Here is a 24,416-nt window from a genome sequence, read left to right on the forward strand (position 1 = left end):
ATGAGGAGGTGAACGTTGTCGCTCTACATTCCGCCGGAACATGCGACGGCGTTCGCCGCGCTCACCGGGTCGTCCTGGCCGGAGGCCGATGAGGACCAGCTCCGCGAGCTGTCCACCAGGTACCACGAACTCGCCGGCAAGCTCGGTTCGCTGCACGGCAACATCGCCGAACTGATCAACGCGATCAACCAGGACTTCGAGGGCGAAGCCCAGCAGACGTTCCTGGAGTACGTGCGGCGGTTCATCGTCAAGAACGACAAGGGCGTCGTGCCGCTCGAGGCCGTAGTTCAGGCCGCCGACGCGATGAGCGAGTTCCTATTCGAAACCGCTGCGGACGTCGAGTACATGAAGTGGCAGGCCATCGGGCAGCTGATCCTGATGGCCGTCGAGATCGCGGTGGCCATCGCGATGGCCGTGCCGAGCGCCGGCTTGTCGCTGCTGAAGATCCCGACGATCAAGATGATCACCAGTTGGATCCTCAAGCTGCTGCTGAAGCTGGTGGCCCACACCATCATCTCGCTGGCGATGGAGCTGCTGTTCGCGGTGGCGCTGGACGCGGCGATCCAGGCGCAGCAGCTGGCCGCGGGCACCCGCCGGGACTGGAACCACGACCTGACCAACTCGGCGCTCAAAGGCGCGGCGATCTCGGGCGCGCTGGGCGGTATCGCGTCGATGGGCGCGAACGCGCTCGGCAAGAGCATCTTCGACAAGCTGGCCAAGCACCTGCCGGGCGGGGCCGCGGTCAAGTTCTCGAACCCGACCGTCAAGGACCTCTGGGAGAAGACGGCCGTGTCAGGGCTGGGCAGCCCGGTCATGGGTGCGCACGGCGTGCTCAGCGAGGGCCTGACGAACTACGACGAGAACGGCTCCTTCGACGTCAACTGGTACAGCTTCACCGGCGGCGCGGTGATGGGTTTCGCCGAGGAGCTCGGCGAGCACTTCATCGGCGACCCCGTCAGCGACAAGCTGAAGAACGCGGTGTTGAGCTTGGGCTCGCCGAACGGCGGCTCGGGCGGTGGTGGCCCGAGCTCCGGCGCTGGCACGGCTCCGTCGAACAGCGAGACCAGCACCCTGGTCGACTCGAACAACACCGGCGAGAAGTGGTCGCCGAACTCGGACAAGATCGGCGAATTCCCGAGCGGCGACACCGGGAAAGCGGACACGTCCACCTCGAACAACACGGGTTCGCAGACGAACGGCTCGAGCCCGAGCAGTCCGAACAACACCGGTGTGCAGACGGAGAATTCCCCGATTCACAACGGGAGTGCGTCGAACGTCAGTGGCGTTCAGGTGGGTTCTTCCACGTCGCAGAGCGGGAGTGCGTCGAACGTCAACGGGGGGCACTCGGGGAGTTCCGCTTCGCACAACGGGGGAGCCTCGAACAACGCTGGTGCGCCGCACCACCAGGTTCAACCGAACGACACCGGTTCGCAGGACGAGAATTCCTCGCTGCACGACGAGTCGTCCGCCAACAGCAGCGGCGTTCAGAAGGAGAGCTCCACTCCGCACAACGGAGAGGGCCAGTCGAAGTCGATCAATTGGTGGATGGCCGATTCCGACAACTCCTCGGACGCCGGCGGCGAGTTCCAGAACAGCACTGACTCGAATCAGTCCACATCGGACAACGCGGCCGCGTCGAACGAACCCGGTCTGGACAACGCCCGTGACAACACCGACGACTTCGACGCCGACTTGATCGAGACGAACGAACCTGACGACCAGGGGGTGAGCCAGCAGCAGTCCGAGGACTCGGGGCACGAGCAGCAGGTCGTGACCGGGCCGCACAACGGTGTCGCGCCGCCGACCCCGGTCCAGACGACGGCGAGCCCGCAGCCCGTCCCGACCACGACACCCAACGCGCAGTCCACTCCGAAGATGGGAGGTGGTCCGGACCTCAGCGGAACCCCGAACACCGCGGTGCAGAGCCCGCCCCCGATGTCGACGGAGGCGAGCCCGTTCGGCCCGCCCACTTCGAACCCCGAGCCGACGCCGGTCGTGACCAGCTCCGAGCCGAACCAGCACCAGACCGGTGGTGGTGAGCAGCAGGTGCCTCCGCAGGAGCAGGAGAACAACGCTCCCACCGAGGGACAGGAGGAGTTCGGCCTCGAACCCTTGGACCACGTTCTGCTGGACAACGACCTGGCCGGTCTGAACCAGCAGGCCAACACGATGGCGCCGGAGGCGTACGAGGCCCTCAACGACGAATTGGGCGCCGGCAACGACGTCTCGGCGATGCCACCGGTGCTCGACCAGGGGATGACCATCGCCGAGCAGGAGTGGAACCCGGGCTCCGTCCTTGAGCAGGACCTGTTCGGCCTGCTCAAGCCCGCGGACTCGTTCGTGCCCACCGGCAGTTACGGGCCCGGCTTCGAGAACCTCACCGCGCAGCAGGGCATCCACCTGCTGGAGCAGCTCGACCTCGCGCACGCGGATGATCGCGATCCCGGTGATCTGACCCCTCAAGGGCTGGTCAACAGCTCGGTCCCGGTGGCCACCTACAACCCCACCGCCCAACAGCAGCAGTGGGCTCCCGCCAGCGTCACGCCGCTGCCGAAGCAGCTGGAGATGCCGCACGTGCGGCACTCGATCTGGCTCGGTGGCCCGATCACCGACCTCTCGTCGAGTGCCCGCGGCAAGTTGCTGATGCAGAGCAACCTGGAGCTCTCGGCCAGGAACCTTGGTGCGCAGGGCAAGGTCGTGCTCTGGACCGACGTGCCGCGCGGCGAGTTCGCGCACCCGACGACGCCCGCCGTCCACGAGATGAAGGAGTGGGCGAAGGAGAACGGCGTGATCCTGGCGAACGTCCACGAGGTGTTCGACTCCGCCGCACCGATGAAGCTGCAGGAACCGTTCCTGTCCGAGACGGTGAAGGGAACCAAGGCCGGTTACGCCGCCGCCAGCGACATCCTGCGGATGGAGCTGCTCAAGCGCTTCGGCGGCGTGTACAGCGATGGCGAGTACCGGACCGGCCAGGACTACTTCGCGGACGCCGCCCAGGTCGCCACCAGCGGGCCGGGGTACGGCGTGCACGTCCACGGGAGGAACGGCGACGCGGGCAACGACCTCTTCGTGATGGCCAAGGGGCACCCGTTCGCCGACTTCTACCTGGACCACCTCGGCGCCAACTACCTCAAGACGCAGTCCGAGCTGATCCCGGAGTTCCAGCAGAACCTCGACCGGAACGGCAGCCCGGCCCACTACCACGACTACGCGATCAACATCTTCCCCGCGCGCCGCCACCCCGTGATGTACCTGACCGGCCCCAACGCCATGGATACGATGGCCGGTGAGCTCGGGCTCGAGAACGTGAAGCAGTTCCCGAAGTCGCCGAGCGATGCGATGCGCAGCGGCAGTTCGTGGAACAGCCCCGAATCGACCGCCCCGACGGTCGGCCTCGACGACGTCCCCGCGACGATCGCGATGACCAAGAACGTGATCCAGACGCTGGTCAGCGAACTGCACAGCCGCGACGGCGACCTGCACCTGACGCTGGTCGACGAGCTGGTGTCCAAGCACGAGCAGCCCGCCGTCATCTGGACCTCCGCGCTCGGCTACCTCGCGTCCCACCCGGACCTGGCGAACCTGGTCACCAGCGTCACCGATGTCACGACGGTGTCCAACGAGGGCGGTGGTTTCCACGAGAAGCAGGTCGTGCTGCCCGAGAAGGCGTTGCGCTACCTGAACTTCGGCGGCGGAGACCGGTCGCACTCGCTCGCCGAGTTCTCCAGGCCCGCCACGATGGTCCAGCCGAACGCGGCAGGAACCCAGACATCGGCCGGACCGTCGCACCGGAAAGTTCAGTCCACACAGGACAATGATGCTGAAACTCTGACCTTCTTCGACGGCGACGACACCGCGACGACATCGAACACCGCCACGACCAGCGCGAATGCCCAAGCCAGCAGCTCGAACCAGAACACCGTGGCGCGGCCTTCGCCGGCGGAGAAGTTCGCCGGTGAGCAGCTGACGGACTTCGACAACGTCCTGTCGGTCGAGGACTTCCTCAAGGACTTCGGCAAGTTCTCGGACACCCCGAAGCTGGAGGTGCCCGAGCACGGGGCGGGCAGCCTGCAGGAGGACTTCCAGCAGACGCTGCGGAAGATCGAGGAACTGCCGGACGACGTGCCCACCAGCCTGGTGCGGGACGGGTTCATCGCGGCGCGCAACACGCGGCTGCTGCGGGTCTTCGACGTCGTGCCGGGGCCCAGCAGCGGGCTGACCCGGCAGCAGGCGGACCAGCAGCTCGCCGAAAAGGTCGTGCAGAAGCTGCAGCTGGGCGACGAGGTGGCGCAGCAGTCCCTGGTCGAGCAGTTCACCAGCCTCATCCACAACCGCGGTGCGATGGGGTTCTTGCAGGACCTCTCCCAGGGCAAGCTGTTCCAGGTCGACTCGCAGAAGCTGACCGCCGACGGCATCGAGACGGTCCAGCGGGACATGTTCCTGAAGCTGGAGTTCACCGGTGTCCACCAGGCCGAAGCGGACACGAACGTCCAGCAGAAGAGCGTCACCGAGTCCAGCCTGAAGTTCGAGCAGAGCATCGAGAACGCCCGGAAGACGGCGTTCAACGGCGTGATCGGTGCGGTGCTGAGCGCGGCCAAGGCCATCATCGGCGTGACTCCCACCGCCACCTTCAACGGGGAGCGCGGGAACAAGTTCGGCACCCGGTACTCCGATGACGTGTCGGGCACGATGAAGATCAGCTCGGCCAAGAAGGTCTTCGCTGTCGACGCGGTGCTGCACTGGGAAGACGTCACCAAGACCGACGGCACCGGGAACACGGGCCTCGCCGGGCAGGCGCCGCTCGGCACCGCGCTGGTTGCCTACCCGAAGGAGAACGTCGGCCCGGCGACCGACGCCGTGCGCAACGGCATCCCCAGCCGCTCGGACTCGGTGGAACTGCCCACCAAGTTGACCGAACTGGTCGCCGCGGTCGACATGGTCAAGCTCGGTGACCTGCACAAGCACGTGCTCGGCAACGTGCCGGACCACGTCCGGCAGGACAAGGTGCTGTGGCAGAACCTCAGCGACAGCATCAACGCTGGGAAGTTCGAGGAGTCCTCGGCGCAGTCCCTGCCGCACGGGTTCTCCATCACGCACCGGTCGGAGCACGGCCAGTTGTTGCCGAAGCTCCGGTTCTGGCAGAACACCAAGCCCGCCGAGGTCACGGCGCACTTCAAGCCGAAGTTCCGCGGCTACGAAGATCTGGGCCCCTTCACCGGCAACGTCGGGACCGACAGCCGGAACACCTTGGAGGACCTGCAGGAGAGCAGCACCACGATGGGCGCCGAGCCCGGTATCCGGATCGGCGGCGCGGACGAGATCCTGCCGAACGTGCAGATCGTGCCCACCGTCCACATCGGCGCCGGTGCGACCAGCAAGCACACCGACACCAACAAGGTGGCCTGGTCGACGAAGCAGAAGTTGCTGGACACAGAGGCCCCGATGCGGCTCATCCGGCTGGACACGAGTTTCCAGGTGGACTTGGAGACGCGGCAGTTCGGCTCGACCAAGACCAGCACCCAGGATCTGGGCGAGAGCCACGGCGGTGCCTACTACGTGGCCGTCGAGGAGTCGAAGTACCAGGCGCTGATCGACGAGCTCGACGCCGCGCTGCGGGACGAGAAGCCCCAGCTCGCGGAGCCGACGCCGCAGGCCGGGCTGGACCCGCAGCGGGCCAAGGCGTTGCGCGACGCGGTGTCCAACGACGGCCTGGTCAGCGGCCTCAAGTACATCGAGCACGCCGACCAGGTCTTCGACAAGACCCTTGACCTGATCACCGGCCACCTGGAGAAGCAGGGCGTCGAGCTGGACGCGGCCGAGCTGCGCGACCTCAAGCGCCAGCTCTACGCGCTCAACGCGCGCGACCTCGCCGCCAAGTTCAACCGGTTCACCCACCACGAAGGTGAGTTCCCCGACGAGCCCCTGAAGCTGACGGTCAACCACAAGAACCGGCACTACAAGATCACCGTCGACGGCGTGCTGGGCGACGTGCTGGCCGAGCACCGGAAGACCAACCTCGTCTCCACCGGGACCAGCTCCTACAGCACCAGCAAGCGGGAGCGGGACAAGAACACGATCGGCATCCGCGGCACGCTGTCCGCCCTCGTGCGCGCCCGCCTGTCCTCGGCGGGCTTCGGGCGCAGGAACTACGTCGGCGCCGGGGTCACCGTCCAGGGCAAGGGCGACCTCCACAAGCTCGGCGGCCACCTGTCCGCGTTCGGGCACGAGGACAAGGTCAAGTACACCGGGCCGGGCAGCGTCGTGGAGCGCGGCGTCACCTTCCACGTCCAGGTTCAGGAGACGCTGGACGTCAACCTCGGCGACCGGCTGAAGAAGGTGGTGGCCAAGCCGTCCGATCTGGTGAAGGTCGCGCAGTCGAAGATCCTGACCGATATCGGCGCCGTGGACGTCGACGCGGTCACCGGCCACCAGGTGCCGGAGTTCCTGATCAACGCGCAGTCGGAGCTGACCGGCGGCGTGCCGCTGCACGGCGACGCCCTCGCGGAGTACAAGCAGCAGAACCCGAACGCCTTCGACAACGAGCTGCGCGGCGGCCTGCTGGTCTGGTCACATGACCACTACCAGCAGCTCAACGGCGAGTTCCGGAACCTGCAGACCGAGCTCGGCAACGACTCGAAGCTGTGGCTCACCAAGAAGTACGGGAACGCGGGTGACCTGACTCGCCAGTGGTTCGACGTCGCCGAGCAGTCCGCGGGGCAGGGACCGCAGACGCGCAATTCCGGCTCGGAACGCGGCTACCTGTTCGACCGGCGCGGCGCGGGCAGCATCGAGTTCAAGTACTTCAACCCCACACCCCTCGGCCCCGCCGAGGGCATGACGTTGCAGCACGTCAACACGAGCGAGAAGGCGGTGCACGAGGGCAAGGGCGTGGGCGCCGGCTTCGACCTGGGCCTCTCGGCCCTGTTCGGCGTGGGCGAGTTCGGCGTGAGCTTCGGCTACCAGGCGGAGAAGAGCGCGCGCGACACGCATTCTGGCGCGGGCAAGGTGACCAGCGCGCCCACCCCGTCGCCGGTCCTGCTGTACAAGGCGGACCAGCTGGCCACGATGAGCTGGGCCACCTGGCAGGAGCTCTGGGGCCAGAGCAGCAACCACGGTGCCGACTTCGCGCCCAAGCTGGTCAAGGCCACCGAAGACCACGTCGAAGTCCTGTTCCCGAACAGCGCCGTGCTCGCTGTCACCGAGGAGCAGATGGTGGCGCAGGGGCTCCGGCCGCCGGAGGGCTGGACGCCGACGAACGTCGAGCGCGTCGAGAAGCCCGACGGGGTGCCGGTGCTCGACGGGCTCGGCCAGGGCCTGGACAAGGACGTCAAGGTCGTCGACTTCACCCCGGACGCATCGAAGAGCCCGAACGACCCCAAGGGCCTGGCCGACTGGGCGAAGAAGACCGTCGCGGAGCACTTCACGAAGCTCGCGCCGCACACGGCCAAGGGCACCAGGCCGCCGGCGTTCGACGCGATCCGCGCGCTGAACGGGCTGAACAGCACCGGTGCGATCCGGGCCATCCTCAACGGCGGCTGGACGCACAGCTTCACCCGGGGCAACTTCTTCTCCGGCAGCACCCGCTACACGGTGAAGGTCACCTTCGTGCCGGACGGCAATCCGGTGCAGCTGGTCAACCACCCCACCGGCGGTTCGGCGGAGACCTCCGGCAGCAGCGCGGTGGAGTACCAGGGCACCCGGTCGACCAAGGTCAACGCCGGACTCATCGCGCGCCCGATGTTCCCCGGCGGGAGCGGCAGCACCGGACCGGCCGTGGTGGCTGGCGGGCACCTCTCCGACGGCGTCGAGGTCAGCAACACGGTCACGGACAACTACCAGCACCGCAGCCGCACCGGCGACGCGGCGCAGTTCGAGCAGCCGGGCAAGTTCAAGATCGAGCTGATCAAGGTGTCCAAGCCCGCGCTGCTGGTGAGTGAGCTGACCAACGGCCACGCCGGGAGCAAGTACTTCCGGAAACCGGACCTGCGGACCGTGCACATCGACGACACCTTCACCGGCAAGGTTCGCTTGGAGGCGCCGGAAGGACTGCTGAACAGCGGCACCGCCGCCAAGTCGGAGGGCGTCCCCGCGCAGGTGGACCCGGAGACCGGCAAGGTGCCCGGGGAAATCACCGACGAGGTGCGCGGGTCGTCGTCGTTCCACTTGGCCAAGGTGATGCCCGGCGACCTGGCCGAGAAGGTCGGTGCCCTGATCGGCACGGCCGGTACCCGCGAGAACCGCGCGTTCTCGCCGGGCACGGAGCACCGGGCGAAGCTGGACACCCTGCTGTCCGCCGACGTGCTGCTGGGCAACTCGCATGCGTTCGCCAGCCCGGACGGGCACGCCGTGAAGTTCCAGCTGCCCGAGGGGACCCGCAACGAGCAGGTCCAGCTCAAGGTCAAGATGCGGTTCGCGAACCCGGTGCACGACGCGACCTGGGACCTGCCCGCCAAGCAGCAGAAGCACGACCAGAAGCGCGCCACGGACTACGCCACGACCGACGAGCAGGGCGCTTACGCAGGGTTCGGGTACGCGGCGATGCAGCCACCGGCCAACAACAACGCCGCGATCCAGCTCAACTACAAGGGCGCGGGCCGGGACGGCAACCAGAGCAGCTTCAAGCTGGAGGGCAACGAGAAGGCGTCCAAGGCGACGCTGGAGCGCTTCCACTCCGACGTCGTCTACGAGATCGAGGTGCACAAGCAGCTGCGCGGCGGGAAGTGGACGAAGGTCGACGACCTGACGCTGCTGTACGAGAAGAGCGCGGCGTTCGACGTCGACACCGCGGACGCGGCGAAGTTCCTCGCGCAGCAGCAGAACGCGGCGGGCGACACCCGGTCCACCGGCGGCTCGGCCAACGGGAACGACATGACGTTCTGGGACGGCGCCGATGACAACCCGACGAACACCGACACCCTGACCAACGCCGACGAGCTGACCGGCGGTGACCAGGAGCTCGCGGCCTACTACGCGGCCCTGCTGAAGCTGGCGGACACCAACGACGCCGACGCGTTCGACGCGATGGTGCAGTCCCTGCAGAACAACCTGCCGCAGCCCGACGCCCTGACCGGGTCGAACGAGAGCCTGAACCTCTCGGAGATGGAGTTCAGCACGCCGATCCAGGCCTCGTTTCCCTTTGGCTCGACCAAGTTCCTGGACGAGACCAGCACGAAGGTCTTGGACGACTCCAACGGGAAGGTGCTGGTGGAGTCCGATCCGGACAGCGCGAGCCTGCTTTCCGAGTCGTCGAAGTCAAGCTTGCCGGACATGGCACTCCTGGAGGAGCGGCTGAACCGGCTGAAGCAGCTGAATCTGCCGAACCAGCAGGGCCAGTCGAGCCAGCAGGCCCAGTCGAGCCAGCAGCAGACCTCCGGCGAGGGGTCGAACGAGATCCTGAACGAGGGCGTCCGCTCCCCGTTCGACGAGCGGTCTCCGGTTCCGCTGTCCAGGGACAAGGCGGTCACCACCGACGCCGGCCTGGTCAAGGTCGGTGAGCACTCGGTCGCCGACCTCGACGCGGCCCGCAAGAAGCTGGTCGACATGATCGCGGACGCGATCCCGAACGACCCGGCCAACCCGCTCACCCCGCAGGAGAAGGTCGCGCTGAAGGCGCACCTGGAGAAGCTGGCGGCGGGCGACGGGCTCAACGGGTTGCTGGGCAAGAAGATCTGGCTCTCGTTGGGCGGCGGCCGGAACCTGTCGCTGGACCTGACCCCCAACTCGGCCACCCACCTGGCCAACCTCGAATCGGGCAGTCCGGTGCAGAAGACCGTGCTGGAGACGGCCCCCTCGACCGGCGCCTCCGCCAGCCACGCCCACAAGCTGGGGGTGAACCTGACCGGTGGGGTCATCGCGGACGCCTTCACCGGCGGTCTGTTCTACGTGCTGCCCTTCGCGGGCATGTCCGGGGAGACCGCCAACAATGTCGGCACCACCGAGACCGAGAGCAACCTGCACGTCCGCAAGACCCGGTTCAGCGATGTCTTCGAGGTCGGGTTCGACGTGCGCGCGACGCTGCACCAGGCAGGCGCGGACTCGGTCACGATGATCGGCGAGCTGCCGGAGAAGGTGCAGCTCGCCTACCCGCCCGAGGCGGTCGGCACCAAGGCCACCGACGCCCCGCTGCACTCGCTGCGGTCCGGCAGGCAGGCCCCGCCGGTGCCGGTCGGGGCGCAGAACTACATCGTCAGCGTGGCCGGCTACACCAACCTCGGTTCCTTCCAGGACAAGGTCCTCGGTGCGGTGGCCAACGCGGTGCCGCATGCCAGCGGCCCGATCAAGAACTTCGCCGACCGGCTCTCCGACGCCGGCCTGATGGACAACTACCTGCGCGGGGTGACCGCACAGCTGTCCGTCCCGGTGTCCGGCGTCGTGCCGAAGGACCCGAACCGCCCGGCGTTCCAGAAGTTGCCCCCGGCAGCCGACGCCGTCGCCCAGCAGGTGCGGAACAAGCTCACCAAGAACGACCAGCGCATCGACCTGAAGACCACCGGCGACGTGCACCTGACGGCTTTCCAGAAGGTGAGCACCGGCACCATCGACGCGGGCACCAACCGGCGGCGCAACTTCGGGTTCACCTCCACCACCACGAGCAGCGGCGCCTTCCATTTCGGTATCACGGCCCGGGTGCTGGAGACCTTCGCCAAGGTCGCCAGCGCGCTGCTGCCGGTGCAGTTCGGCGGCAACCTCGACCTGAGCATGGGCGCGAGCCAGGGCAAGTCGTCCAGCGCGGGCACCAAGTCCTACCTGAAGGAGAAGGGCTTCTACTCCTCGGGCGGCACCCAGTACCGGCTGGACCTGAGGCTGGACCACACCACGTCGATCGAGATCGACGGCAAGGCGCGCCCGGGCAAGTCGCCGGGCAGCGATGTGATCAGCGCCTACGTGTGGGTGCGCGACGAGAACGTCACGAACTTCGAGAACCTGCTCAAGGCCGCGATGGACGGTGTGCCGCACCGGTCGCCGCTGCCCGAGGGGTCGGACCTCACCCCGCAGCAGAAGCGCGACTACAAGACGCTGGTCGGCAACGGCAGGCTGACCGACCTGCGGAACCTGCACGGTGCCGAGCAGGTGATGGCGAACGCGCTCCGCGCGGTGGACCACGTGCTGATCACCGACACCTCGCTGACGGCCGCCGAGCGCAAGGAGCTCCACGACGAGGCGCTGGAGAAGATCGCCTCGCTGGACCCGGTGAAGCTGGTGCGCGAGACCTTCAAGGTCGGCACCACCTCAATCAGCACCGAGGTGGACCTGCGCGGCCACAAGTACGCGGTGCACAGCGACCAGTCCGCGAGCGAGGCGCTGGAGGACTTCGAGGCGCAGCTGGCCAAGCAGGGCATCCAGCTGACCGACGACGAGTGGCCGAAGATCTACCAGCAGCTCACCGAGAACGAGCAGCAGCGGGCCCGCGACCGGGACAAGCACGCCCACAAGGTCGAGTTCGACCTCGGCGGCAAGAAGTTCGAGGTGTCGGTCACCGGCAAGCCCAAGGACATCCGGGCGGCCGAGCACATCGAGCACGCCTCGCTCTCCAGCACCCGCGGCACCGACGTGTCCGTGAGCAACAGCATCGGCAACGAGATCAGCACGAGCGGCCTGCTCAGCGGCCGGTTCCGGATCCGGAACTTCGCGGCGGGCCTGGGCAGCCGCCTGTACTTCAACGCCAACCTCGGTGGTCATGCCCGGAAGTCGTGGAACACCGGGTCGGCCGCCGGATCGTCCGCCGCGCACGAGACCAAGGCCTCCTACCGCGGCCCGGCGGTGCTGCTGCAGCAAAACCTTGACCTGGAGGTCCAGGTCAAGGTGTCCGGCAAGAAGGTCGTTGCGAATACCGACACCAGCACGGTCGAGACCGTGGCGGAGTACCTGGTCCCGGAGTTCAAGGCCGCCCACGCAGGCGAACTGCACCCCGGGACCACCGAGGTCCTCCCGGCCGGTGCGGACCTCTCGACGCTGGGACCGCAGCTCGAACCGGGCAAGGCGATGGTCCTCTCGTCGCCGGTGGAGAAGATCGACCAGCTGTTCCAGACGCATTCGAAGGACCTCCAGCTGGCCGGTGCCGGCGAGCAGAAGTCGCCCTGGGCCAAGCTGCCGCTGCTCGGGGGCTCGAAGTTTCACGTCCTGACCGAACCCAGCGCGTTCGTGACCGCGATGTCCGCGGCGGAGCACGGGCCGCAGCTGCTTGCCAAGGGAACCAAGCCGGGCTTCTGGGGACGCTACGACCTGGTCGTCTCCGAGAGCGCGAACGTCAAGCTGTACGGCTCCAAGGTGCTCGGCCCGGTCCCGCCGGGCGCGCTGAAGATCAACAATGCGAACAAGCTGAGCAGCAACGCCTCCTTCAGCGACGGGAGCGCGAAGGGCGGGGGCGTCAACGGGCAGCTCGGCGCGGTGGGCATCGACTTCACCGCCGCTTACGGCAGCGACGAGGGCACCGGGACGACGGGGTCCCACAGCGGGTCGTTGAAGACGACCCAGGAGGTCGCCCCGGGGGAGCGGCTGGTCATGGTGCTGGCCCACGCAGTGGTGGACCAGCAGGTGAACGCCGGTCAGCACGCGCTGCACGGCGACGTGCTCAACCCGTACCCGGAACAGGGCAGCACCAAGACCCAGAGCTACCTGATGCGCGATTCCCACGTGCTGGTGATGACCGAGCGGGACGCCGAGAACTGGATCAACAACACCTACACCCCGCCACCGGGCGGTACGTCCCGACCGACGCCGGGCCTGGTCGACCTCGGCAAGTCGGTCAGCGCCGACATCACCGTGCAGCAGCTGACCAGCCAGGACCAGCAGCCGCTGGGGCAGCCGTTCCTGGACGCCCTCGCCAAGCACGCGCCGGCCCTGGTACGCGACGAGAACCAGGTGGCGGTGCAGCAGATCAAGCAGCTCGACCACCCTGCTGTGCAGCAGAAACTGCTCAACGGCGGTGAGACGTTCTACCTCCGCTCGCCGAAGAAGTGGGGCGGTCGGTTCTTCTCGCTGCACGTCTGGGCGGAACCTGCGGCCTCCTGGAACCAGAACTCGATGGTCCGGCCGCTGACCGGCAGCGACGCCATCACCGAGAACAAGCGGTCCACCGGCACCCAGCACAAGATCTCGTCGACCAAGAGCAAGGCCTTGACCGCGGCGTTCAACGCGCTGCCCAGCACCCCCGACCCGGCTGTGCTGACGGGCCCGTCGGCACAGGTCGGCCGGAACAAGTCCAAGACCACCGAGCTGTCGACCGGGTTCGCCCAGCAGCACGGTGCGCGCGGTGAGCGCAGCGGCGCCGAGGTCGAGGTCGACGTGCCGGTCACGCTGCACTACGAGATCAAGCAGTACAGCGTCGGCTCCTACCTGTACGAGACGATCGTGCCCAGCTACTTCCGGAAAATGCAGGCCGAACCGGTGACGATGCCCGTCGACCTCGGCACGGTGCAGGCGACGGCGAAGCTGCGGATGCCGGAGTACCTGCTGGACCTCCCCAGCACCGACAACGAGCTGCAGACGGGCCAGCAGTTCACCTCGGACGACCAGGACGTCACCAAGGCGGTGCTGGCCTCGAAGTCGCTGCAGGTGGTCAAGCAGAACCTCGACGGCGTCATCGACCTGACGGCCGACGCCATCAGCGGGGCGGCCAAGTCGGGCGAGAAGGTGCTCCCGGCCGCGCAGCGGTTCGCCGGGCCCGCGAGCCCGCACCGGATGCAGCTGGAGAAGCTGTTCTCCGGCTCGGCGATGCTCAGCAACCCCAAGGACTTCATGGCCGGGCAGGTCACCGCCTTCCTGGAACTGGCCGAGAAGTTCGCCGCCAGCGACTACGCGGTCGGCCTGAAGTACAAGCTGGCCAACCCCGTCTTCCAGACAGCGGTGGGTACCAGCGGCGGCGAGTCGTTGCAGGGCGGGGTGTTCTCCTCCGCGGACACGACGTCCAAGAGCACCGGCCACCTGTACGGGTTCGGCGAAGTGACGATGCAGGACGTCGGCTACATCGCTCCGGACGCCGTCAACGGTCGCAAGCAGACCACGACCAAGGAGACCAACGACGGCATCGACCTGCAGGGCCGGACCAAGCACGGCGGCGAAATCCGCTACGTGTACTCCTTCGACGTCCAGTACACCGCGACCGCCGAAGCGACCTCCAGTTTCAGCAAGGAGACGGTGCACCACCAGGACGCGGTGCGCCTGGGCGGCCAGGTGCTGTCCTTCACGAAGGAGGAAGCGGAAGCCATGGGCCTGCCGCTTCCGCAGTCCGGCCAGGACAACGCACACGTCGAGCAGGTGTCGGATGACGCGTCGCAGGTCGACGATGATGATCCTGTTCAGGACATCCAGCAGCTGTTCGTCGACGAGCTGAACACCAAGCCGGTGGAGAACGCGCAGCCGGAACCGTCGAGCAACCCGAGCCAGGACGACGACTTGGTCCAGGGTTTCGTCGGCGGCAAGCCCGTCTACTTCAACGTGGGCGAGGTCAAGGCACACGAGCTGCGGTCCAAGAACGGCGAGCTGATCGGCATCTCATTCGTCGAGGGCGATTCGCTCCAGGACATCAAGAAGTGGGCGGCGGCAGCCGAATCCGCGCCCACCACGAACTACTCCGTTCCGTCCTCGGACCGGGACCTGGTCAACAAGGCGGTGCAGACCCCGGACTCCGCCGCCCAGTACCTGCAGTCCGTGCCCTGGAACTCCGACCGGAGCCCGTTCGTCGTCAACGCCCACGCGACCGACAAGTTCTTCACCGTCACGCACAAAGACGGCAGCAAGGTGAAGCTGACCGGCGACGCCTTCGCCAAGGTGGTGTCGAACTCCACCCTCTTCACCGCGAACCAGAACCGCGACTACCAGCTGCTGGCCTGCTCGTCCGGCAAGCTCAACGAACCCGGCGGATCGGCCTACGACTTCCAGCAGGCGATCGCCCAGTTCGGCCACGGCGGCGCGGTGTACGCGCCGAGCAGCGCGGTGGGCACCAAGCTGCACGGATCGACGCCCATCACCGCCCTGGCCGACGGCGGCACCTGGAACACCTTCGGAGACGCGGAACCGACCCCGCCTGCACCGGAAACCGCGCCGAAGAACACCACGCCCGACGCGACGCAGCAGGACTCCGGGCAGTCAGTGCGGTGGTACCAGGACGGCTCGACGACGGACGAGACTCCCCAGGACGTGGGCACCGCGCCGGTCCAGAACATGGAGGACGCGGTCTTCACCGCCTTGTCGCCCGCCGCGCAGCACGCCGACAACACCGGCGAAGCGAAGGATGTCGATCCCGTTCCCACGACCACCGATCCGGAGGCCCTGCAGCAGCCGCCGTTCGACGGGAAGCTGAACGAGTTCCTGCACGAGGAGGACATCTCCGGCGGATTCGTGCAGACCGAGCCCGGTATCACCGTGTTCCGGTGGCTGAACGAGCACCCGGCCCTGGTGGCGAAGTACGGGCTGCAGCCCAAGGACGCGAGCTACTGCGACACGATCAAGAGCCACGTCACCACGACCGGCCGGTCGCAGTACGTGTCGACCACGACCGACCCGGGATACCGCCACAACGGCCGCCGGTATCGCTACGAGTTCGTCGCGCCGCGGCCGGGGATCGACATCCAGAAGACCTTCAAGGCCCGCGATATCAAGTGGATGGCCATGGATTGGGAGAGGGAGGTGGCCTTCCTCGACACGATTCCGCAGAAGGACATCGTCGAGGTCACCGAGGTCGACGATTCCGGTGCGCCGAAGACCGTCGTCTGGTCGGCGAAGAACGGGCCTCTGGAGTCGAATCCGCTACCCGTGATCCGGGACATCAAGCCGGAAGGGCCGTCGGACGAGTCGCCGAACAACACCGGGAAGAACAGCCCGGAGTTCCTCGCCGAGCAGCTGGTCGAGGCGGAGGTGCGGGCGTACAAGGTCGAGCACCGGCGCGCCCCGGACCTGGACGAGTCGCAACTGGCGGCGTTCCGCGAACGCTACGCGGAAGCGTTCCGCAACGGCGGCGGGCCGGCAGTCGACAAGGTGCAGCAGGAATTGCACCAGGCGCTGAACGGGAAGCCCGCCGACGACGGTGACTCCTCCGCGGACGAAGGCCCGGCGAACAAGCAGCCGGAGCAGCACTCGCCGAGCGAGGGCGCCGCACCGGAGGTGCTCCAGGGCGACTGGGGTGAGCCGAAGGAGATCAAGAACGAGGACGGCGAGGACGTCGGCTACTTCGTGCAGGCCCAGAACAGCGACCAGGTGCTGCTCGTGGACAAGGTCGGCGCGGCCCACTTCGGCACCTGGCGCGCTCAGGGTGACGAAGTGCGGCTGGAGTTCCTGCACCGGAACACTGGCCGGGAAGAGGACGCCGATCTGTACTTCCGGGAGCTGAGCTACCAGCCGAGCACCGGTGAGATCAGCCTGATCGGCGGCGAGGTCAAGGCGGGTGTCCTGGTCCGCGAGAACACCCCTCCGCCCGAGGGTCTGGAGGACGCGGAGATCAAGTCCACATCGGACGGCACGCAGTACTACGCCAAGACCGATGCCGACTCGTTCAACTTCTCGCCGATGGCGCTGGGCGGGAAGAAGAAGCTCACCCCCGACGGCTACCACCTCGCCCAGGAGAGCAGCGAGAACTGGCTGGCGCCGCACATGCGGGACGGCCACCTCGTCCAGCACAGCGCGGACGGGCGCTGGACCCGCACCGCGCACCAGAACGGCACGATCGAGGTCACCGCGGCAGATGTTCCGGACACCGCGCTCAAGGCGGAGGTCATCAACGGCGGGTACACGTGGCTGACCGGGACGGTCGAGCTGGCGACCACCCCGATCGGCAAGTACCTGCCGGTGGAACCCGGCATCGACACCTCGGCGGCGTACGGGTGGACGAGCAACCAGCCACCCGCGGCGCCCGTCGGCAGCAACGTTCCGGTCGACCTGATCCACCCGCGCCCGGTGGTGCTGGCGAACCCGAAGCTGACCTTCCGGGTCGACCGGCGTTCGCCGAACGAGATCATCAGCAGCGCCAGTCCGAAGGACCTCGACGCCCCCGGTTTCCGCCCCCGCAACATGGCGAACACGTCACTGGCGGGCCACAACGTCTCGCTGATCGAGTATTCCGCCGGGAACGCGGGCTCCATGTACGTCGCCGCCACGCTCAGCAGGCACTTCAAGATCGCCTCGGCGAACTGGCGCTACTGGATCTTCGCGCCGGGCGGCATCGATCTGAACAAGACGCTGTCCTTCGGCTCGAAGAAGCCGCATGAACGCGAGATCACCTTCGCGGGCGGTGTCGACCAGAAGTTCATCATGGGCTACGAGTACGTTGGGCAGAAGGAGGGCACCTTCGCGGGCGTGACCTACCGGTCCGGCGACATCGTGCTGAACGCGGGCGCTTTCGCAGGCATGCCGCCGGAGTACGCGTCCCGGGCGGCCGCGGAGGTGATCGAAGCGGAGATCGATTCCTACCTGGAGATGAAGTCCAAGAGGCGCGCCGTCGCGGTGGTGGACCGGAACGGGCTGGATGCGTTCGAGGAGCCGCTGCGGAAGGCGTTGGAGAACCGCGACACGGCGGAGTTCACCAAGGTGCTCGCGGAGCTGCGGGAGAAGCTCGACCGCCAGGTGACCCGCCCCTAGCCCAGTTCCGGGACTCGCGGCGGGCCGCGGCGGGGACGATCCTCGGAGACGTTGATCGCAGGTGGGAGGCCGTTGCGTTGAATGCCGAAGAACCCCGGTGGGTGTTCCTGATCGACCCGGCCTGGAGCGGCGACCCGCAGCAGCCGCCGCGCGAGGCGGTGGTGGGCGGCTGGCACGTCGACGCCGACGGCACGACCGGTCGCTTCCACGCGAACCCCGACTACGCGCCGTCCGCTCCGAACTCGCCGACCGATCCGGTCGACGCCGCGCTGCAGCTGGCGACCAAGGGCGAGCTGGCGGCCGAGCAGCTGCTGTCCGTGCTGCGCGATGCGGTGTTCGGGATCGCCATCGGCGACGAGGGCGACCTGGTGGTCGCACCCGCGCCCGACGGGACGGCCTCGATGCTGGTGACCACAGCACCTGCGCACCGCGACCGGGTTCAGGTCGCGGGCTGGCGGGATGCGACCGCCGCGGAGCTGGCCCGCGCGCTGCCGGACGAAGGCGTCGATGTGCTGGTCAACCCCGGCTCGGCGGCGTCGATGCGCATCCTCGCGGGTGCGGTGCGAAAGGCCGTGGCGTAGTCCCCGGTATCGGTTACTCGGCTTTGGTGAGAGGTGCGGGATGGGTGAACAGGACCAGGCGCGGCACGAGCTGTTGTTCCGGCTCACGCCGCTGCTGCCCGACGACGTGGTCTGGCAGGCGCGGCGCTGGCTGGCCGACGGGCAGTGGGCGTACGCGGCGCGGTTGATCGCTGAGGTTTTCCACAACAGCTACGACCCGATGCCACCGGAGGCCCGCGAGGTCCTGCTCGACGGTGCGGATCCGGCGCTGGTCGAGCTGATCTCCCAGATCCCCGACGATGCGCGCGGGACGGTGGTGGCGTGGGAGTTCGGCCCTGCGGAGGGCGATTTCGCGGAGTCCTGCGCGAACGTCGTCGTGAAGTACCTGGAGTCGCAACCGGGCAAGCACACCGCGTGGCAGACGCTGCGGCTCCCGGAGGGCGACACCACGCGCACGGGCCGCCTGGTGCACCTGGTGGAAACCCAGGCGGGGGCGGATCCGCACGTGCTGGCGGCCGAACTCGCCGACCGGCTGTGGAACGAGGGCGTGCCCAGTCCCCAGGTGGAGGTGTTCCACCCGGAGAGCCCGCTGGACTTCTACTACCACGCGGCGGCGCTGGTCGAGGGTCGCGAGATCTACGCGGTCGGCCCGCAGCCCACCATCGAACTCGCCCGCTTCGACGAGACGAACCCGGAGCGCGAACCCGAAGGCCCGGACCGCGAAGCCCAGATCGCCTACCTGAACTCCGGCGAATCCCTGACGGAGGAGGACGAACTCATCCCGGACCTCCTCACCGGCGGCGAGGAACCGGTGGTCCCGATCACCCTCCGCACCGACGGCACCTGGATCTGGTCCGACCTCACGACGTACTACCTGGCCAACCACGGCATCGCGCTACCCCCAGAACTCCGCACCCACATCGCAGAGTCAGGCCCGAAGGCCCGAACCCCCACCCGCAGAGAATGGGTGGCAATGGTGGCCCTCGAAAACACCCCCCAACCAGCCTGATCGGAGAGGGATCACCGCGGTGAAGGGGGTGGCCGGTCGGCACGTCGGGGGAGGGGGACAACGCGCCGACCGGCCGTTGGAGCCCGCGTCGCGTAGTCGGGGAGGCTGCGACGGGGGCCCGGCTGAGGGGTGTCCGCGCGGATTTCGCGCGAGCACGTCAAGTCAGAGACGTGTGAGCGATTCGAGGACTCGCTGCTGAGGTTCCAGCGGCGGTGGTGCTGGAACGCTCGGTGCGGGTGGTGGCGGTTCAGGTCGAGGTTCGCGAAGTCGGTGTCGGCCGACCGGTTCCTGTTGTTGCTCGGCTTCGACGTGTGCGATGAGTTGCCACACCGACAGGTCGCCTTCCTTGCCGCCGGAGTGCTGCGGTCGATCGGTCATCCAGCAGATGGTGAACAGGTAGAACACGACGCCAGAGGCGATCATCACGATCCCGGGCAGCGCAGTGGCCATGTCAGAAACTCCTCATGGGCGAGTTGATGAGTTCAGGGCTGAGGCTGGAGGTTGGCCGGCCGCAACACAGGCAGGTCGATGTGGCTGCGTGGCTTACCTGTTCGTGCCATTCGAGGGCGTCGAGGGCCATGCGCCCGGTGTCGGCCAGGAACCTCGCGCATCCCGGCCCGGCAACCCGGCACACGTACCAACGCCGCCCCTCGACCAGCACCGTCGGGTACGTCTCGGCCACCTGGAACGCGCTGCCGTGTTCGAGCAGTGCTGGGATCGCTCGTCACCTTCAAAATCGGACAATCGTGTTAATCGTGGAATCTGATCGAGATCGTATCGAACATGGCTAATGGCTGGCAGTCGCCTGAATGGGTGCATACCTTCGAACTGTGGCAAGCGAGTCAGATCAGTACCTGACAACTGGGCAGGTAGCGAAGCGGCTGGGTATCACGCCGGGCACGCTGGCCCGCTATGTGCGCGACGGTCTGCTGAAGCCGTCGCTGACGCTGCCGACGGGGCATCACCGCTGGTTGTGGGATGACGTCGTGAATCAGATGAAGCAGCAGAACGACTGAAGGCAACGCCGCCTGAGCGCCGCTCACGATGAGCGGCGAGCGCGTCCTCGTGAGTAATTTGGGGCCTCATAGCACCCCAAAACGCTCACGACTTCCCGCACTCCACGCCTCGCCGCTGTGAGTTCCTGTCCCCGAGCCCGGCGCTGTGCCTGCGGGCGCTCCGGAACCACAGTTTCAATTGAAACTGTAAAACCCACCCACGGCGGATCACAGTTTCAATTGAAACTGTGGTCTGGACGATGTTCACGCCGGGCGTCCGGGCTGGTTCCCGTGAGTGCTTTGTGGGTTATGGCGCCAGAAAGTGCTCACGGGGTTTTGGGCTGATCGGCTGCTTCCAGCTCTGCTAGGGCGGCTTGGATTGCTGGGCTGGCGTTGGCGCTGGTTCGCCACACCGCGTGTACCTCGCGTTGGGGTGGGCGGCGGAGCGGTTGGGAGACGAGGCTTTCGCGGAGGGGCGGGCGGGCGAGGCGGGGGATCAGGGCGAGGACTTCGCCGCCGGCGACCAGGGACAGCTGGGTGGAGAAGTCGTCCACCGAGTGGCACACGTCGGGTTCTTCCGGCACGTCCGCGAACAGGCGTCGGAACCACTGGTGGCACACCGTTCCCGGCGGGCTGGTCACCCACCGGTGGCCGACCAGGTCTGCGCTGGTGAGCGGCCGGTCCAGCTTCGCGAGCCGATGCGTGCGGGCCATGACGACGTCGCCGATGTCGGTGTGCAGGAATCGCCGGGTCAGGGACGGGGACAGCGGGACCGGCAGCCCGTCGGCGTCGTGCGCGAGGGCGAGGTCGGCAGTCCCCGCGTCGATGCTGTGGAGGGCCTGGTCGGGATCCTGCTCGCTGATCTCCACGCGGAGTTCCGGATAGCGCGCCGACAGTCGTGGAATGGTGGGAGCGAGAAGTCCGCGTATGCCGGTTGAGAACGCGACGATGCGGAGTGTCCCTTGTGGAGCGCCGTCCGCGACCGACTGCGCGGCTTCGGCACAGCGCTCCAACGCCTGGAACACCTCGGGCGCGGCATCGACGATGGCTTGGCCAGCTGGCGTGAGCACCACGCCGCGTCCGGCGGGCGCGAGCACGGGCACCCCGACCTGGCGTTCCAGTCGCTTGATCTGCTGCGACACCGCCGAAGCCGTGAACCCGAGCTCGTCGGCTGCCCGCGCCAGCGTTCCAAGAGCGGCCACCGACCGCAGCGCCCGCAAGGCGCCCACCTCGATCATGAAGAAATACTACGTAATATCGGCAAGAAAGCATCGCTGGACCGCATCTGTCGATGGCGCCAGGATCGAATCATGAACCGCGCTGACCTGCTCTTCGGCTCCAACCTCGTCGCGATGGCGACCCCGATGAACCCGGACGGAACGATCAGCGAAACCGGGCTCGCCAACCTCGTCGACCACCTGCTGTCCACCGCCTGCGACGGCATCGTCGTTGCCGGAACCACCGGCGAGGCGCCCACCCTGACCGACGCCGAAACGACCCAGCTCATCCGCGCCGTCGCGGCCAGGGCGCAGGGCCAAGCCCGGGTGATCGCGGGAGTCGGCACCTACGACACCGCCACCAGCGTTCGCCGCGCCCGCGAAGCCGAAGCAGCGGGCGCGGACGCACTGCTGCTCGTCTGCCCCTACTACTCCAAGCCGACCCAGGCCGGAGTGATCGCCCACTGCACGGCAGTAGCCGACGCCACCGAGCTGCCCGTGATGCTCTACGACGTCCCCGCACGCACCGGCACAGCGCTGGAAATGCCCACGCTGCTCGAACTCGCTGAACACCCCAGGATCCGCGCGGTCAAGGACGCCAAAGGCGACTTGTTCGAAGCGATGTCGGTCATGAGCCGCACCTCGCTGGCCTACTACTGCGGCATCGACGAGCTCAACCTGCCCTACCTCGCCTCCGGAGCCACCGGCCTGGTCAGCGTCGTGGGCAACGTCTTCGCCGACCGCAACGCCGAACTCATCCGAGCAGTCCGCGACAACGACCTCGAAACGGGCCGATCAATCCAAAGTGGACTGATCCCCGTGGTGGACGCCATCATGCGCACCTCACAAGGGGCCATCATGGCCAAAGCAGCCCTGGCAGAACTCGGAATCATTCCCCACACAACGGTCCGCCTCCCCCTCCAAGAACCGACTCCGTCCCACCACCAACGCCTGACCGAAGCACTCGAAACCACCGCAGTTCCCGCTTGATCCTGCTTCGGTCCCCTCGCTTGTCCCTGTATTCGGTTACTTGTTCGTCTGCTCGGTGTTGACCAGGCTTTGGGCAGGGGTTTGGTGGCTTCGCACCCGCTCCGTTGCGCGTGACCGGGCATCCGCTGGGGGCAGTTGGCGATGGCTCGGCTGGAACGACTCAACCGATGGGAACCGACAGATGAGCCCTAGCGGCAAGGATGCGTCCGCAGCAGGTGAACACCCCTGGGAGAAGGCCTCCGGCGTCAGCGCGAGCGCCGTTGCCGAGGCCGCCGACGGCGAGTTGCGGGCCGCCGCCGCGGACACCCAGGTGATGTCCTCCGTGGAGGAATCCGCGCTGGTCGACCCGGTCGTCGCCACCAGCGGGAAGGTCGAAGCCGAGAGCAAGACCGAGACGAAGGCTGAAGCCAAGGCCGAGACCAAGGTGGTCGCCGCGCCGACCGTCGCCGCCAAGCAGCCGAAGGCTCCGGCGGCGCGGCCCGGGAATCGCGTGTCCAAGCCGGTGATCGCCGCCGCGGCCGTCGCCGGATTGGTGTTGCTGTCCGTTCCGCTGCTGGTCATGGGTCTGTCCAAGGACAACGGGCCGCGGACGGGACCGCCGCTGGCCGCCGCGTTCGAGGACGACGCGCAGGCCCAGTCCGGGTTCGTACCGGGCGTGGCGCAGGAGCAGTCGAACCCCGGCCAGCAGGTGCCGCCTCCCGCGCCGCCCGTCGTGAACCAGAACCCGCCGCAGGCCCCGGCCCAGGGTGGAACTCCGCCGCCCGCACCGTCGGCCGGGGACAACACCGTCCGCGCCCAGGAGACCCCCGTTCCGCCCGCCGGGCCGACCTTCGCCGCGGTCAGCGGACCGGGCTGCGCGGGTGGCAACTTCAGCCGTCCCGGCTACTACACCGACGGCGACGCGGGATGGAAGACCGCCGGTTCCGGCGCGCACGCCGCCGACGGTTGCAACGGTTCGTTCGACTCGATGCCGATGTCGGGTGACCCGAACAAGGACGGTGACAACGCCGCGGTCTGGCGGTTCACTACTGGTGACGTCCGGCAGGGCAGCTGCCAGGCGTGGGTGCTCGTCCCCCAGGGCGGCATCACGCGGGTCGGCGGCGCGCCGAGCTACTACTCCGTCTACCAGACGGACCAGACGTCGAACCCGGTCGGCGACTTCACCGTCGACCAGGTCCGGCAGCAGGGTCAGTGGGTCGACGTGGGCCGATTCCCGGTCAGCGACGGGCGTTTGACGATCAAGCTGCACTCGCGCGGCGCGGACTGGAACAAGGACGGGCCGACCTACGCGCGTCACGCCGCGGCGCAGATCAAACTCGGCTGCAGCGCTTGAGATTCTTGACGGAGGAAACCGTGTTCGTTTGGGAGCAGGGGGTTTTCATGCCCGCCGAGGTAGACGCGAAAGCCGGCTTCGACGCGCTGGACGGAGTGCTCCTGCATTTCGGGGCCGAGATGCCCGACCGGCTCGCCACGATGATCGGCAACCAACTGGACAGCGGTGACGTGCTGGGCGCCGCCCAGGCGCTGGCGGCCTTCGCGGCCCGTCGCGAACTGCTGGTCTCCAGCGACGACCGGCGGATCCTGCGCGAGGCCATCGAATCCCACGGGGACGACACCACCTGCGTCGACCAGCTCGACCGGCAGGCCGCCGACACCGGCGTCATCCCGGTCGTCCCTCCGCAAGCCGCGCCGCGACGGTGGACTCCCCGCCAGCCCGCCCGGCACGCAGCCGCTCGCCCGACCGCCCCGATGCCGATCCGCCGCCCGGAACGCCGGGTCGACCCCGCCGAGCAGACCATCATGATGACCGCCATCCGCGCCTAGGAATCGCGAATTCAATGGAGATCAGCTCCCCGATTTCCATTGAAATCGCGTCCCCGGCGGAATGAACTCCCGGTCCTTCCCGCGGACCGGGGCCGCACCGCGCTGCGCACCCATCCCGCGCCCGGGTGCGCGGCGCGGTCGCACTAGAGGGTCGTGAGTGTGTCGCGGGATTTCGTCGGCGGCCCGGATGCGACGTCCGGGCCCCGCGGTCCGCAGTTGCCGCAGTTCCCGTGGGATTCGCTGGCCCGGC

9 protein-coding genes are annotated in these 24,416 nt (G+C 67.7%); 7 read left to right on the forward strand and 2 right to left on the reverse strand.

What is annotated here, in order from left to right; all coding sequences use genetic code 11:
* The first annotated feature begins 15 nt into the window (after positions 1 to 15).
* The 3 genes from ACWCO2_RS23735 (at position 16) to ACWCO2_RS23745 (ending at position 19,140) form a co-directional block, all read left to right on the forward strand.
* The gene (locus ACWCO2_RS23735; RefSeq protein ID WP_450129953.1) at positions 16 to 17,571 is read left to right on the forward strand and encodes a scabin-related ADP-ribosyltransferase; all 17,556 of its coding nucleotides are present in this window, start codon (positions 16 to 18) and stop codon (positions 17,569 to 17,571) included.
* A 77-nt stretch (positions 17,572 to 17,648) separates the two neighbouring features.
* Positions 17,649 to 18,152 (forward strand): type VII secretion system-associated protein, encoded by a 504-nt coding sequence (locus tag ACWCO2_RS23740; RefSeq protein ID WP_450129954.1) that lies wholly within the window; start codon positions 17,649 to 17,651, stop codon positions 18,150 to 18,152.
* 40 nt (positions 18,153 to 18,192) lie between these two features.
* Positions 18,193 to 19,140 carry a hypothetical protein gene (locus ACWCO2_RS23745; RefSeq protein WP_450129955.1) on the forward strand — a complete coding sequence of 316 codons (948 nt, stop codon included), beginning with the start codon at positions 18,193 to 18,195 and terminating at the stop codon, positions 19,138 to 19,140.
* A 162-nt stretch (positions 19,141 to 19,302) separates the two neighbouring features.
* On the opposite strand, the gene ACWCO2_RS23750 is transcribed toward ACWCO2_RS23745, so the two are convergent.
* Positions 19,303 to 19,590 carry a hypothetical protein gene (locus ACWCO2_RS23750; protein WP_450129956.1) on the reverse strand — a complete coding sequence of 96 codons (288 nt, stop codon included), beginning with the start codon at positions 19,588 to 19,590 and terminating at the stop codon, positions 19,303 to 19,305.
* A 380-nt stretch (positions 19,591 to 19,970) separates the two neighbouring features.
* On the opposite strand from ACWCO2_RS23750, the gene ACWCO2_RS23755 reads away from it, so the two are divergent.
* Positions 19,971 to 20,156 carry a helix-turn-helix transcriptional regulator gene (locus tag ACWCO2_RS23755; RefSeq protein WP_450129957.1) on the forward strand — a complete coding sequence of 62 codons (186 nt, stop codon included), beginning with the start codon at positions 19,971 to 19,973 and terminating at the stop codon, positions 20,154 to 20,156.
* Positions 20,157 to 20,461: 305 nt separating this feature from the next.
* Here the strand turns inward: ACWCO2_RS23755 and ACWCO2_RS23760 are convergent, their stop codons facing one another.
* The gene (locus ACWCO2_RS23760; RefSeq protein WP_450129958.1) at positions 20,462 to 21,373 is read right to left on the reverse strand and encodes a LysR family transcriptional regulator; all 912 of its coding nucleotides are present in this window, start codon (positions 21,371 to 21,373) and stop codon (positions 20,462 to 20,464) included.
* A 72-nt stretch (positions 21,374 to 21,445) separates the two neighbouring features.
* Here ACWCO2_RS23760 and dapA point away from each other — a divergent pair, with 72 nt between their 5' ends.
* From dapA to ACWCO2_RS23775, 3 genes are all read left to right on the forward strand, one after another.
* Positions 21,446 to 22,342 (forward strand): 4-hydroxy-tetrahydrodipicolinate synthase, encoded by an 897-nt coding sequence (dapA, locus tag ACWCO2_RS23765; RefSeq protein WP_450129959.1) that lies wholly within the window; start codon positions 21,446 to 21,448, stop codon positions 22,340 to 22,342.
* 181 nt (positions 22,343 to 22,523) lie between these two features.
* Positions 22,524 to 23,675: a hypothetical protein gene (locus tag ACWCO2_RS23770; RefSeq protein WP_450129960.1), complete on the forward strand. Its 1,152-nt coding sequence runs from the start codon at positions 22,524 to 22,526 to the stop codon at positions 23,673 to 23,675.
* Positions 23,676 to 23,722: 47 nt separating this feature from the next.
* Positions 23,723 to 24,166: a hypothetical protein gene (locus ACWCO2_RS23775; RefSeq protein WP_450129961.1), complete on the forward strand. Its 444-nt coding sequence runs from the start codon at positions 23,723 to 23,725 to the stop codon at positions 24,164 to 24,166.
* The last annotated feature ends 250 nt before the right edge of the window (positions 24,167 to 24,416 follow it).

This window comes from Saccharopolyspora sp. NPDC002376 (genome assembly GCF_053593195.1).